Annotated in this window: 13 protein-coding genes and 2 riboswitches; of the genes, 9 read left to right on the forward strand and 4 right to left on the reverse strand. The window is 48.1% G+C overall.

Annotation, left to right across the window (positions count from 1 at the left end):
* Nucleotides 1–101 precede the first annotated feature (101 nt).
* A riboswitch (glycine riboswitch) is annotated at nt 102–187 on the forward strand.
* Nucleotides 188–258: riboswitch (glycine riboswitch) on the forward strand.
* A gap of 58 nt (nt 259–316) precedes the next feature.
* The 8 genes from gcvT to C504_RS0104395 all read left to right on the forward strand — a co-directional run bounded on the left by gcvT (nt 317) and on the right by C504_RS0104395 (nt 9337).
* Entirely contained in the window at nt 317–1426 is a 1110-nt protein-coding gene (gene gcvT, locus C504_RS0104360; protein WP_018688083.1) for a glycine cleavage system aminomethyltransferase GcvT, read from the forward strand.
* Nucleotides 1427–1445: 19 nt separating this feature from the next.
* Nucleotides 1446–1808, forward strand: a complete 363-nt coding sequence (gene gcvH, locus C504_RS0104365; protein ID WP_211097933.1) for a glycine cleavage system protein GcvH — start codon at nt 1446–1448, stop codon at nt 1806–1808.
* 14 nt (nt 1809–1822) lie between these two features.
* On the forward strand, nt 1823–4660 hold the full coding sequence (gene gcvP / locus C504_RS0104370) for an aminomethyl-transferring glycine dehydrogenase (RefSeq protein ID WP_018688085.1): 2838 nt from the start codon (nt 1823–1825) through the stop codon (nt 4658–4660).
* A 427-nt stretch (nt 4661–5087) separates the two neighbouring features.
* A complete protein-coding gene (gene rnk / locus C504_RS0104375) occupies nt 5088–5501 on the forward strand; it encodes a nucleoside diphosphate kinase regulator (RefSeq protein WP_018688086.1) in 414 nt (137 codons plus the stop codon).
* A gap of 153 nt (nt 5502–5654) precedes the next feature.
* Nucleotides 5655–6188 (forward strand): GreA/GreB family elongation factor, encoded by a 534-nt coding sequence (locus tag C504_RS17215; protein ID WP_018688087.1) that lies wholly within the window; start codon nt 5655–5657, stop codon nt 6186–6188.
* 89 nt (nt 6189–6277) lie between these two features.
* On the forward strand, nt 6278–7537 hold the full coding sequence (locus tag C504_RS0104385; RefSeq protein WP_018688088.1) for a D-amino acid dehydrogenase: 1260 nt from the start codon (nt 6278–6280) through the stop codon (nt 7535–7537).
* On the forward strand, nt 7537–8631 hold the full coding sequence (gene alr, locus C504_RS0104390; RefSeq protein WP_018688089.1) for an alanine racemase: 1095 nt from the start codon (nt 7537–7539) through the stop codon (nt 8629–8631). The genes C504_RS0104385 and alr overlap by 1 nt, the downstream gene beginning before the upstream one ends.
* 79 nt (nt 8632–8710) lie before the next feature.
* A complete protein-coding gene (locus C504_RS0104395; RefSeq protein WP_018688090.1) occupies nt 8711–9337 on the forward strand; it encodes a 5-formyltetrahydrofolate cyclo-ligase in 627 nt (208 codons plus the stop codon).
* Between the two features lie 2 nt (nt 9338–9339).
* Here C504_RS0104395 and nagA read toward each other — a convergent pair whose 3' ends face one another.
* Genes nagA through C504_RS0104415 form a run of 4 tightly spaced genes read right to left on the reverse strand, consistent with a single transcriptional unit; the run spans nt 9340 to nt 13195 of the window.
* On the reverse strand, nt 9340–10488 hold the full coding sequence (nagA, locus tag C504_RS0104400; RefSeq protein WP_018688091.1) for an N-acetylglucosamine-6-phosphate deacetylase: 1149 nt from the start codon (nt 10486–10488) through the stop codon (nt 9340–9342).
* On the reverse strand, nt 10485–11516 hold the full coding sequence (locus C504_RS0104405; RefSeq protein ID WP_018688092.1) for an SIS domain-containing protein: 1032 nt from the start codon (nt 11514–11516) through the stop codon (nt 10485–10487). Before C504_RS0104405 ends, nagA begins: the two co-directional genes overlap by 4 nt.
* Before the next feature lie 19 nt (nt 11517–11535).
* Entirely contained in the window at nt 11536–12291 is a 756-nt protein-coding gene (locus C504_RS0104410; protein ID WP_018688093.1) for a GntR family transcriptional regulator, read from the reverse strand.
* Nucleotide 12292: 1 nt separating this feature from the next.
* A complete protein-coding gene (locus tag C504_RS0104415; RefSeq protein ID WP_169385080.1) occupies nt 12293–13195 on the reverse strand; it encodes a glucosamine kinase nucleotide-binding domain-containing protein in 903 nt (300 codons plus the stop codon).
* A 165-nt stretch (nt 13196–13360) separates the two neighbouring features.
* Here C504_RS0104415 and C504_RS0104420 point away from each other — a divergent pair, with 165 nt between their 5' ends.
* Complete coding sequence (locus C504_RS0104420; protein ID WP_018688095.1) at nt 13361–14260, forward strand: N-acetylmuramic acid 6-phosphate etherase; 900 nt, start codon at nt 13361–13363, stop codon at nt 14258–14260.
* Nucleotides 14261–14266: the final 6 nt, after the last annotated feature.

Here is a 14266-nt window from a genome sequence, read left to right on the forward strand (position 1 = left end):
ATTGGCAGAATGCGCCTATAATTCTGGTGACAGAACTATTTTGCGCGCGCCTGCATTGCTAAAACATATTGACAGTAAATTCATATCGACTGTAACGTCACTTCACTATTTTGGGAGAATCGGAATTACCGATGCCGAAGGAGCAACCACCCCGGAAACTCTCAGGCAAATGGACCAATATAGTACAATGACTCTGGAGAGAGGCTAATTGCCCGCCGAAGGGATAACAATCTCAGGCAAACAGACAGAGGGGGTATCATCATCCGCATCCGCGGTATGAGTGGTGCCGGATCGTCCGGTTTTTTTAGAGGGCCGGATGGAAAGTTTAAAAACAACTTCACTGCATGAATTGCATTTAAAACTTGGTGCCAAAATGGTGCCTTTTGCAGGCTATGACATGCCTGTTCAATACCCCGCTGGTGTGATGAAAGAACATTTACACACCCGCGCCAAGGCTGGTTTGTTTGATGTCAGCCATATGGGACAGGTGATCTTACATAACCCTGATGCCGCATTGCAACTCGAAAGCCTTGTGCCTGTAGATGTTGCAACCCTGCCTGAAGGCAGACAGCGCTATGGCTTTTTTACAAATGAAACAGGCGGCATATTAGACGATATCATGATCGCCAACAGAGGCGACCACCTGTTTGTTGTTGTAAATGCTGGCTGCAAGGATGCCGACATCGCCCATATGGAGCGCAACCTTAAATGCAAGGTTGAAACGATCAGTAACCGCTCTCTTCTGGCTCTGCAGGGCCCTGCTTCCGAAGCCGTATTGAGCACAATTGTGCCTGATGTCGCCGATATGCGGTTCATGGATGTGCGCATTTCGCCAAGCAAATTTGGCGAGCTTTGGATTTCGCGATCAGGTTATACGGGCGAAGATGGGTTTGAAATTTCAGTTGAAGACGAACAAGCCGTAGCGCTGGCAGAAGCATTACTGGCTCATGAAGATGTGCTGCCAATCGGACTTGGTGCACGCGATAGTCTGCGGCTAGAATCTGGCCTATGCCTTTATGGCAACGATATTGATGAAACCACATCACCGCTTGAAGCTGGATTGCAATGGGCTATCCAGAAAGCACGCCGCAAGGATGGCGCGCGCGCAGGCGGTTTCCCCGGTGCCGAGCATATTCTTGCCCAGTTTGATAAGGGTGTGAAAAAGCAACGTATTGGCCTGTTGCCCGAAGGGCGTGCGCCCATGCGTGCAGGCACAAATCTTTATGCGCATGAAAATGACGAAACACCGATTGGACAAGTCACTTCCGGTGCCTTTGGCCCAACGGTCGAACGGCCTGTATCTATGGGCTATGTAAGCGCTGAACATTCGGACGTCGATGCAATCATCTTTGGTGATGTGCGCGGCAAACGCTTGCCGGCGCGTATCTGCGCTATGCCTTTCACACCATTAAATTTTAAACGCTAAAAAAATCTCGGAGATTATAATTATGAAGTTCACTGAAGAACATGAATGGCTTCGCGTCGAAGGCGATCTGGTCGTTGTTGGCATCACAGCTTATGCAGCAGAACAGCTCGGCGACATTGTTTTCGTCGAATTACCCGATGCAGATAATGACGTTTCAAAAGGCGATGATGTTGTCGTTATCGAAAGTGTGAAAGTTGCCTCTGACATTCTTGCGCCACTGGATGGAACAATCGTCGAAGTTAACGACAAACTTGGCGATGACCCTGCGCTCGTCAATAGCGACCCACTTGGCGATGGCTGGTTTTTCAAAATGAAATTGAAAGACGCATCCGAGATGGACGCACTGATGGATGAAACCGCCTATAACGCGATGATCGCTTAACGGAGCCTTTTTAAATGTCTTTTGTTCCGACAAATTACGAGCCTTATGATTTTGCCAACCGGCGTCATATTGGCCCTTCCCCCGCTGAAATCGCTGAAATGCTCAAAGTCATCGGCGTTGATAGCCTCGACGAACTGATTGACCAAACGGTCCCGAAAAGCATTCGCCAAAAAGAGCCGCTCGATTTCGGTAAACCTTTGTCGGAACGAGACCTTTTGTGGCACATGCGTCAGGTTGCCAAGAAAAATGATGTTTTCACATCCATGATTGGGCAAGGATATTACGGTACGGTGACACCGCCTGCCATCCAGCGCAACATTTTGGAAAACCCAGCATGGTACACGGCATATACGCCTTACCAGCCTGAAATCAGCCAAGGCCGTCTTGAGGCCCTGCTGAATTTCCAAACCATGATTTGCGATCTAACCGGTCTCGATGTGGCCAATGCGTCTTTACTGGATGAAGGCACAGCGGCTGCCGAAGCAATGACTATGGCACAGCGTGTTTCCAAGTCAAAAGCCACACAATTCTTTGTTGATGAAAACTGTCATGCGCAAAATATTGCCGTGATGAAAACCCGTGCCGAACCGCTCGGCATCGAGATTGTTGTCGGACCCGTTGACCAATTAGACCCAGCAACAGTTTTTGGTGCGATTTTCCAATATCCGGGCACAAATGGCGGCCTACAAGATTTCACATCGCAAATCGAAGCACTGCATAACGAAAAAGCGCTCGGAATCGTGATTGCTGATCCGATGGCACTTGCCTTGCTTAAAGAGCCCGGCGCAATGGGCGCAGATATTTCCGTTGGCTCAACCCAGCGCTTTGGCGTACCTATGGGCTTTGGCGGGCCACACGCTGCCTATATGTCATGCCGTGATAGCTACAAACGCTCCCTGCCCGGCCGTATTGTTGGCGTGTCGATTGATTCGAGAGGCAATCAAGCCTACCGCCTTTCGCTGCAAACCCGCGAGCAGCATATTCGCCGCGAAAAAGCGACATCGAATGTGTGTACAGCACAGGCACTGCTCGCTGTGATCGCCGGATTTTACGCCGTGTTCCATGGCGCTGAAGGGCTAAAAGCTATCGCTCAAGCCATTCACCTTAAGGCTGCGCGCGTTGCAAAAGCATTGTCTGCCAATGGCTTTGAGATCGAGCATAAAGAATTCTTTGATACAATCTGTGTCGAAGTTGGTCCTATGCAAGGCGCCATTTTGGAATCTGCGCGTGCACGCAAAATCAACTTGCGTAAAATTGGCACAAGCAAGCTAGGCATTTCCGTTGATGAAACAACGCGCCTTGAATCCCTATCTGATCTGCTCCAAGCCTTTGGCATTACCGATGGCGTAGAAGAAAAAGATCCAGATTACTGCCTGCCTGAAACATTGGTCAGAACAACTAATTATTTCCAGCATGCGGTCTTTCAGATGAACCGTGCCGAAACGGAAATGATGCGTTACATGCGCAGATTAGCCGACCGTGATCTTGCGCTAGACCGCGCAATGATACCGCTTGGTTCATGCACAATGAAGCTTAATTCGGCAGCAGAAATGATGCCGATAACATGGCCGGAATTTGCCAACCTTCACCCCTATGCGCCGAGCGAACAAGTTGAAGGTTACAATGAAATGCTGACCGATTTGTCGGCCAAGCTATGCTTGATTACTGGCTATGACGCGATGTCAATGCAGCCAAACTCAGGCGCGCAGGGCGAATATGCAGGCCTTCTAACCATTCGCGCTTACCATCGCTCACGCGGCGATCAGAAACGCAATGTCTGCCTCATTCCAGTTTCTGCACATGGCACCAACCCTGCGTCCGCTCAAATGGCAGGCATGGAAGTTGTTGTCGTCAAATCAGCTGAAAACGGCGATATCGACATTGAGGATTTCCGCCAAAAAGCAACTCTTGCAGGCGACCGTTTAGCTGCTTGTATGATTACGTACCCGTCAACCCACGGTGTGTTTGAAGAAACAGTGCGCGATATTTGCGACATTACCCATGAGTTCGGCGGACAGGTATATTTGGATGGCGCGAACTTAAACGCAATGGTCGGCTTGGCAAAGCCGGGCGAGATCGGCTCTGACGTCAGCCATTTGAACTTGCACAAAACCTTCTGTATTCCGCATGGCGGCGGTGGTCCGGGCATGGGCCCGATTGGTGTTAAAAGCCATCTTGCACCCTTCTTGCCAGGCAATCCCTTGCAGGAAGAAGGCGCCGTTTCCAGTGCAAGTTATGGTTCAGCATCAATCCTGCCAATCAGCTGGGCATATTGCTTGATGATGGGCGGCAGCGGGCTAACACAAGCAACCAAAATTGCGATCCTAAACGCCAACTACATCGCCAAGCGTTTGGAAGATGCATTTGGCGTGCTCTTTAAAGGGCGCAATGGCCGTGTTGCCCATGAGTGTATTTTAGACACAAGGCCTTTTGCGGATAGCGCCCATGTCACTGTCGAAGACATTGCCAAGCGCCTGATTGATAGCGGTTTTCATGCACCGACAATGAGCTGGCCGGTTGCCGGCACATTGATGGTTGAGCCAACAGAAAGCGAAACCAAAGCCGAGCTTGATCGTTTTTGTGAAGCAATGTTGTCTATTCGAAATGAAATCGCTGCAATCGAAAGCGGCGAAATGGATGAGAAAAACAACCCTCTGAAAAACGCACCACACACCACAGCCGATTTGATTGCGGATTGGGATCGCCCCTATACGCGTGAAGCTGGCTGTTTTCCTGCTGGTGCATTTAGGGTTGATAAATATTGGCCATCCGTCGGCCGCATCGACAACGCCTATGGCGACAGAAACCTCGTCTGCACCTGCCCGCCGCTTGAAAGCTATCTTGACGGATAGGCAACAGGTTTGTCTCGATTAACATCGAGAGATTCGTTTAACACATAACAGCGGTCCAATTTCATGGGCCGCTGCCCCATCATATTATCATTGCTCTTTAAGCTTTATCTCATTCGTTACACTGCGCTTTTCGTCTTATTTCTGAGCATCAAAAAGACAACTTGACAGCTTTGGGCATTAATGTAGCTTTTAGGTATGAGAAACGTAACAGCACATATACGCTATTGCTTGAGGGTAATTCCGGCACGGAATTAGACCCCGAATCGTGCATTTATTGCATCGATATCGGGGCGCGTTAATCATCGGAACATCCGAACGACCAACAGCAAGTTGCTGTCACCCCACACCATTTATTTTATTATTGATCGTGAACGCGTGATTTTTTCAGCGCGCCACGATGCATTGAACATTGTGAAACGAACGCGATATGACCTCATCATCTCCAAGAATAACAATTAGCGAATCTGATTACGCCAGACTGAGCGGTCTTGCTGAGGCAACAGCTAAATCGAACAGTTCAGTGGCTGAATATTTGATGTCGGAGCTTGATCGCGCGACGATCAAACCTGATCGTTTGGTCAAGCCGACCACAGTGAAAATGGGCTCCACCCTCACCTATGAAACAGACCATGGGGAGAGCAGAACCGTCACGCTCGTGTTTCCTGTCGATGCCGATATTTCGCTCGGCAAAATTTCTATACTGACACCAATCGGTGCAGCATTGATCGGCTTGCGCGTCGGGCAATCAATAATCTGGACAACACCAACAGGTGATAAGCATCGGCTAACCATTACGGCCACCAGCACTGAACAAGAAGCTCCTGTTCAAGCGGCGCAATAGGTCTGCTGATGTCATACCCAAAGTTCAATAGATTAGCATTATCAGGAGGATGTCTGCTGGCAGGATACTAACCCCTGCGTTGCAAAAATGCAGCCAGGGGAACGGTTCAATTTTCAAATTAGAAAATAGCCATAAGGCACCAGGAGACTGATCGTGATTTTAAACGAATGTATTTTAACACAAAGCAATGCGGCCCTGCTGCAAAGGCTCTTTGATGCCCAGCATGCAAAAAACACTCCGTTTTCAATGCTCTTAAAAGCCAAATTAGAGAACGCACAGATATGTTCCGAAAGTGATTTACCAGCGAATATCGTCACCTTGGATAGCCGCGTTACCTATAGCGTGAATGATGTTTTTACAGATACGCGCATTCTGTCAGCGCATCGCAGCAACGATATTGTTGGCCTATCTCTTTCGATAACAAACCTTAGAGGCCTTGCGCTTATCGGCCTCAAGGAAGGCGACTATTATCATTTAACAGAAGCAGGACAGGAAACTGATTTGCTTCACGTTAAAAAAGTACGCTTTCAACCCGAAGCGCATCGGCAATTCTTAAAAGATTCTGTCGCAGAAAACGCGCCTTCAAAACGCCGCGCATCAATGAAACTGGTTCATTCGGCAAATAGCCAGCATGACTTCATGACGCGAGCAGTTCGGCCAATTGTTGAAACGCCGGGGTATACTTGATCCTCCGGCCCAAAATATAAATCACCCACCGCTACGCCACAGTCTTTTTAGAGATCTAGGCCCAAGCGTAACACCAAGGTAAAAGTCGCATGAAAGTTATAGTTTTAGGTGCTGGAGTTGTCGGCGTAACAACAGCTTACTATTTGGCAAAATCAGGTCATGAAGTGCAGGTCATTGACCGCGCGCACCAGCCTGCAAATGAAACCAGTTTTGCCAATGCCGGCCAGATATCAGCGGGTTATGCCTCACCTTGGGCAGCGCCCGGCGTTCCGCTTAAAGCGATAAAATGGCTTTTGATGAAGCATGGTCCGCTGCTGATAAAGCCACGGGTAGACCCAGAGCTTATAACTTGGATGATGCAAATGTTGAGAAACTGCACATCATCCCGATATGCACTTAACAGAAGCCGAATGGTGCCTTTGGCTGAATATAGCCGTGATAGTTTGAGGTTACTTCGCCTAGAAAGCGGCATCTCCTATGACGAGCGCAGTGAAGGCACGTTGCAGCTTTTCAGAACAGCCAAACAATTAGATAATTCTGCAAGCGACATCGAGATTCTAAAGCAGTTTGATGTCCCCTACCGCCTCATGGACAAAGCTGCGTGTATGGAAGTTGAGCCAGCACTGGCACAATCAGCCGATCCGTTCGTCGGCGGTCTTCATCTTCCAGAAGATGAAACCGGTGATTGCCACATTTTCACAAAAGAACTTGCAGAAAAAGCTAAGCTCTTGGGCGTTGAGTTTCTATTCGACACCGAGATCAAGCATTTAGACGTTGATGGCGGCAAGCTAACATCTGTCGTCACGTCCAAAGGAAAACTGCAAGCTGATGCCTATGTTGTTGCACTTGGCACGGCATCCAGATCGCTTGTAATGCCTTACGGAATAAATCTGCCTATATATCCGGTAAAAGGATATTCAATGACGGTGCCTATATCTGACGCTGATGCGGCACCCGTATCAACGGTCATGGATGAAACCTATAAGGTGGCAATCACCCGTCTTGGAGACCGTGTGCGCATTGGCGGCACGGCAGAGCTTTCTGGATATGACAACAGCCTTGCCCTTAAAAGACGCGGCGCTTTGGAGCGCTCATTCACAAGCCTATTCCCAAATTCCGGCGACCTGAACAAGGCATCATTTTGGAGTGGCTTGCGCCCGATGACGCCAGATGGCCCACCAATCATTGGTACAACAAAAATCGAAGGGCTTTACCTCAACACAGGTCACGGCACATTGGGTTGGACAATGGCATGCGGTTCAGCGCGCGTTGTTACAGATATTATTGACGGCTCAACGCCTGATGTTGATACTGCTGGCTTAAGCTTAACCCGTTATCACGGAGCATAATGATGATGACCCGTGCAGGTGCGGTTCTAAATGTGAACTTGGCAGCAATTAGCGCAAACTATCAATATTTGTGCAAACAGGCCCCAACCACCAAAGTTGCTGCAGTCGTCAAAAGCAATGCTTACGGCCTTGGCGCTGAAGAAATTGCAACGCAATTACGATCAGATAAGTGCGATACGTTCTTTGTGGCTCACCTTGAAGAAGGCATAAAGCTACGCAAAGCACTTGGCCGTTCGCCTGAAATCCTCATATTAAATGGAATACCCAATAATTATGCGGATGAGTTTCTGGCAAATCATTTAACGCCTGTCATAAACTCTCTATCGGACCTTGAACTCTGGACAGCGCTTGCCAAACAAACTGGCAAGTCGCTTACCGCCGCATTGCAATTTGACACGGGCATGTCGCGCTTAGGGCTATCTGCAAAAGACATACAAAAAATCAACGCTGATCCTTCTTTGGTCGAAGGCATAAACATTGACCTTACGATGAGCCATTTAGCTTGCGCAGGTGATCCATCAAACCCTGCAAATGAGCAACAGCGACAAGCATTTGATACGCTATGCAAGACGATGCCAAAAGCAAAACGCTCGCTTGCCAATTCATCTGGTATTTTTCTGTCGGGTGAATTTCACTATGATCTCGCACGCCCAGGTGCTGCACTTTATGGCATCAATCCAACAGGCCATTCTTCAAATCCGATGAAGCCTGTCGTGCAACTTCAGGCACGCATATTGGAAATACGCGATGCCGCTGCCGGCACCCAAGTTGGTTATGATTATTTATACAAAGCATCAACGCCGCGAAGATTAGCGACATTGTCTATAGGTTATGCGGACGGATGGCACCGACAATGGACATCAGGCGCTATGTATGAGGGTATTTATCTGCCGGTCGTCGGCCGAATATCAATGGATAGTATGGTTGTTGATATCACGGACCTAGCAGAGGCGCAGCTGTCCAGAAACATGTTTGTCGACCTTATCAATACCGAACAAACACTCGACAAAATTGCAGATGGCGAACACACTATTGGCTATGAAGTGCTAACCTCAATCGGAGAACGTGTTGAACGCCGATATTCCAACAAGTGAAATGTAATTTCATTTTGGGATTTTTGACATTTCGTTTCCACCGCGCGGACGCTTCAGGGTTTATGCATAAGGAGCTGACATGGAACAGGAAGACGATTCATCGCCTTGCTTTGCGCACACACTGGTTGATGGTCATGTTGTTGACCCTCAAACGCGCCACGATGTGAGCGTTTTTCGCAAATCCAATCGCCAGCGCCTTTACGCGTTAAGACAAAAGCCAACGCTTGAAGCGCGCCAAAGTGCAGCAAAAAACATTGCAGACCAACTCGGCACCATTTTGGATGATATATCTGGCAAAACAATCGCGGCCTATTGGCCAATCCGCGGTGAACTCGATTTGCGCCCTTGGATGGAAAAAGCCATAGAGCAAGGCGCCAAAATTGCCCTGCCGGTCGTGGTTGAAAAGAACCACCCCGTTGAGTTCCACCTCTGGACACCGGATTGCAAAATGACCATTGGGTATTGGCGTATTCCCGTCCCTGCTGATGCGGTAGCCGTAACGCCAGACATTATCATTGTACCCCTGCTTGGTGTCGATAAAGAGCAATTTCGCTTAGGCAATGGCGGCGGTTATTATGATCGCACCTTAGCGCAATTGCCTTCCGCAATGACCATTGGTGTTGGTCAATCCTTTGCAAAAATGGACACCATCTATCCAATGCCGTGGGATATTCCTATGCAGCGAATTGTACTGGCTGACACGTAAAATCAGGCGACCTTTTCACCTGAACGCCAACAGCCGAGCATCTCACCCTTGTCAGATCGATGAACAAAACTTGCCGCGCCGCCAACTTTGATTTCGCCAAGACCAGATTTTGCGCCGATACAATTGGCCGGATAAAGTGTTGCCATGCGCAAAGCTTCATCGGCGCTCAATCCAATGACATCGCTCATATAATTTACAGCAGCGTTCATATCCAAATCTGCACCAGCAAGCGTGCCATCACTTAATTCCAAACGGCCGTTTGCCCGTGTAATTTCACGCCCCTTAAGAAAGAACGATTTTTGATCGATGCCGATGGTCGACATCGCATCCGTCACCAGAAATATCTTCTTACCGCCCTGCTTTGCATTCAGCGCAATTGTGATCACAGCAGGATCAACGTGAATACCGTCCGCGATCAATCCGGCATATAGATTTTCATTTTGCAACGCCGCACCAACAAGGCCAGGTTCACGGTGCGACAAAGCACTCATTGCGTTGAACAAGTGGGTAACACATGTTGCACCGGCATCTGCTGCGGCTTGCGCATTTTGATAAGTCGTTGAGCTATGGCCTAAGCTCACAACAATACCCGCATCAGACAATGTTTTAATTTGTTCACGCGACACCGATTCTGGTGCAACCGTGATCATGATATGGGAAATCTTTTGTTTTGCTGCCAATAACTCATTCATATCGGCATCGCTCATGGCATGAATAAGCGCCGGATCATGTGCACCATGTTTGCCACTGTCCAAATGCGGACCTTCCAAATGCAGACCGAGAAAACCTGGCAAATTTTGCTCTTGAGCTAAAATCGCAGCTTCAATCGCTTGAGATGTCACCTCCGGCGTATCCGTAATAAGTGTGGGTAAAAGTGATGTCGTGCCAAACAAAGCATGCGCATCGCATATGGTCCGAATTGTATCGACCGTTGGGCTATCGTTGAACAATACGCCGCCGCCGCCATTAACCTGCAGGTCCACATAGCCGGGTGCAACATGCCCCGCATCAAGTGTAATCTGGTTGTCGCCCACATCTACAGAATCGCAAATTTTCGCAATGATGCCGTCTTCAATAAACAGCGATTGATTCTTACTGTGATTATTCCCGTCAAACAGATCAGCGCACGATAATATCCATTTATTACTCATACTGTTTCAGTCACCTTTTTAAGGTTCAAAGGCTCATCCGGATTAAAACCGCGCAAGCGCGATAATTCTTCGACGAACGAATAGAACGATACAATCAGCAAAAGCGGGTCGGTAAGTGGATGGCCTGTCGCAACAAAAGGCAATTGCGTTGCTTTGGCCGAATTGCTGGATGTTGCATAAACATCGCCGCCGCGCGCGCACAAATCATCAACCACTTCTATCATTGAGCTTTCAGCTTTATCGCGCGCAACTAACGCAAGAACCGGATAGTTAGAAGACACGATAGAAACCGGACCATGCAAGACTTCCGCAGAGCTAAAAGCTTCACCTTGTAGTTGGCATGTTTCTTTGAATTTAAGCGCAACTTCGTTGGCAATCGCAAAGGCTGGACCACGCCCAAGCACATAGAGGCGGTCTTGCCTTAGCAGACGCTTTGTTAGTTGGTCCCAATCAGTTTCAAGCGCTTGCTTTGCCAGTTCAGGCAGTTTTTCAAGCGCACTCAAAAGCGCTTCATCTTTCTGCCAATAAGCCAATAACATTAGGCCAGAGACAACCGAAGTGATGAATGTCTTTGTGGCTGCAACGCTTTCTTCAATACCGGCATGAATATCGATTGTGTAATCGCTGATATCTGCCAAGGGCGATTTGGGGGTGTTCGTAAGTCCAATCGTCAGCGAACCATTTTTGCGCGCAGTCTTGACCATGCTTACAATATCGGGGCTTTGGCCAGATTGAGATATGCCTATACAAGCTGTCTTCTGCAGCTTTAAATCAGCACCATAAATGGAGCTCACCGAAGGCCCAATTGATGCAACAGGCGTCTGCGCGGTCAGTTCAATGGCATATTTAAGGTAGGTCGCCGCATGGTCAGATGATCCCCGCGCAACGGTGCAAATAAGATTGGGCTCCATTGCTCGCAATTCAGCGCCAGCATTCATGATGCTATCGCGCGAGCTACCAAGCAGTTCGCTTAAAGCATCAGGAATGCCTTCAACTTCAGCACGCATTTTAGTTTTAAAATCAAACATTCAATTCGCCCTCGGATATTTAGAGCTGTAATTCCGCGACAAAATCATAAGCATCGCCGCGATAAACAGATTTGGTAAATTCTACGACTTGCCCATTTTCAAGATAGGCAACCCTTTCAATGCGCAAACCAGCCGAACCATCTTCAACATTCAAAAGTCCAGCATCTATTCCAACCAAAATGTCTGCAGAAATGCGCTGTACGGCTCGAAATGGTTTTTTGCCGATCTTATGCAAATACTCATAAAGTGAGCCGTCAATCAGGTTAGGATCAGCAATGATATTTGACGATATAGATACGCGCTCAATCGCCAGCGGTTGATCATTGGCAATACGCAATCGCGCGATCCGCACAACGGCACTTGTTGGGCTAATTCCCAATGTCATACTCTCTTCTGGCGACGGCACATATATGCCCTTGTCGAGCCATTCTGATCTAGCCACCAATCCGCGCCGCTCCATATCCTCACTAAAGGATGTAAGCTTCGAAAGTGATTGTTGGACTCGTCCGAAGGTCGGCGCAACAGACGTTCCGGACCCTTGCCTTCTGATAACAAGACCGTCTTTGACAAGTTTCTCGACAGCTTTGCGAACAGTGACGCGGGATAGATTGCTTATGCTTGCCAATTCACGTTCAGAAGGAAGCGCAGCGCCCTCTTTCAACTCACCAGATAGAATTGAATTTTCAATATGTTGGCTAAGTTGAGAGTATAATGGCCCACCATTCTTTTTCAGCCAGTTATCTGGAGCAAGTACCTGCAAAATATCTGCGGACATTTTACAAATCCTTCCCTGAAAAACTTTGAATGGCCAGACTTACGGCACCGCTGAGCGCATCGCCCTTTGCCGCAATAAGACGTTTTTTATAATCGTCGCTAAGGCGTTTTGCATAAACAGCGCCAAGGCCACCAATCATACAAAATTGACTGTCAGCATCCGGTAAAATTCGATCAAGCGTTTCTTCGATATTGGCAATCGCTTGCTGCATTATATACAAACCAAAGGCGTCGCCTAAATCAGCATATTCAAAGACCAACGGCGCATAAACGCCAAAATCGCCAGGTTTAGCAGCTTGCGCAAATTCAACGATTTTTTGCGGATTATTCCCAAACTGATCTAAAACTTTTTTCGTTAAGTCAGAGCCTGCATGAATATTGTCATAAACGAGCAACGCTTCTTGTAACAATGCTCTCCCCAACCAAGCACCGCCGGACAAATCACCAACGACAAACCCCCAGCCGCCAATCGTTTTTTCAACGCCATTATGTCTGAACTGGTAGATAGAGCCTGTACCAATGATTGCAGCAGCACCATCGCCAGAACCAACAGCGCCCTCTAGCGAAATATGAGCATCGGTTTCAATGATCATATTCTCAAACGGCAAACTTTGCCGTAGTTTTTGATTTTGCGCTTCATATTCAGCGCCCGCGAGCCCCATATAGATTGGCACCTTAGGCAGCTCTTCGGCAGATATGCCAGCCTCCAACAAAGCCTCAGTGCTGCACTTTAAAATGCTATCACGCGCAACTTCTAAACTCGACATGACATTAGCAGAACCGGCCTTGGCGTATGATAAAGGATTGCCGGCAGCGTCGCAAAGACACGCCCTGCAGCCCGTCCCCCCGCCATCAACACCTAAGTAATATTTTTGACCCTCAACCATACCAGCGATATAAACCAATTTAATACCACATCCAATAGCCAAGCATAAAAATTATCACAAAGAATTACTAATCATCTGAAATTTATGTGTTTTTTTACTTATCAAAAGGTAAGCGGTCAAAAATGTTAACTTTTGCTAGACAGATGGTATTGTTTTGGTATTAGATAACCACGGAGGGTTTTAATGCTAAAAGCCAAGACAGAGTTAAAAAGTAAACTAGCGCAAGGCATCGATACACTCGACGCTACACAGGCACTTGCAGCACTGCTCGACGGCCAATTAGCGGCTGTACAATCACTTCGCTCTTGTTCTCCCGCCATCACCAAAGCAGCCATGGCCGCTGCGTCATCGATTCAGTCTGGCGGCAGCTTATGCTATGTCGGCGCAGGTAGCTCCGGCCTTATGGCGCTGTCAGACAGCTTAGAATTAACAGGCACTTTTGGCGTGCCAATGAGCCAAATCAAGATCCTCTTTGCTGGTGCCCCAGATACGCTTGTTGATATGCGCGGCGGCGCAGAGGACGATACAGACCTTGCGATATCTGACGTTAAAGGCGCAAATTTAAAAGCTGGCGACTGTGCCATTCTGGTTTCTGCAAGCGGAAATACACCTTACACCGTTGCTGCACAGCAAGAATTAAAGAAGCTGGGCATTACGACAATCGCCATCGCTAATAACAACCCAAGCGCACTATTAAACAACGCCGACATTGCAATTCATTTAGATACGCCGCCAGAAATCATTGCCGGCTCAACCAGACTAGGTGCCGGCACAGCGCAGAAAATTGCATTGAACATGGTCTCTACCCTTATGGGTATTGAGCTCGGACATATCCACGACGGGCTAATGGTGAACCTCAAAGCCGATAACGCAAAACTAGTCGAGCGTTCATTGAGCATGGTGAAAGACATTGCCCAGTGCGATTTAAGCACGGCGAAAAACATGCTCCAGCAAGCAAAAGGCAATGTTAAATTAGCCGTACTTCTGGCGGCGGGAGCCCAAAATGAACATGCAGCAGAACGCATGTTAATCGAGCATGGAGGCGTTCTCAGAAAGTGCTTGGAGCAAATCCAGTCTGACTAAAATTTT

This window comes from Ahrensia kielensis DSM 5890, assembly GCF_000374465.1.
GTDB lineage: Bacteria > Pseudomonadota > Alphaproteobacteria > Rhizobiales > Rhizobiaceae > Ahrensia > Ahrensia kielensis.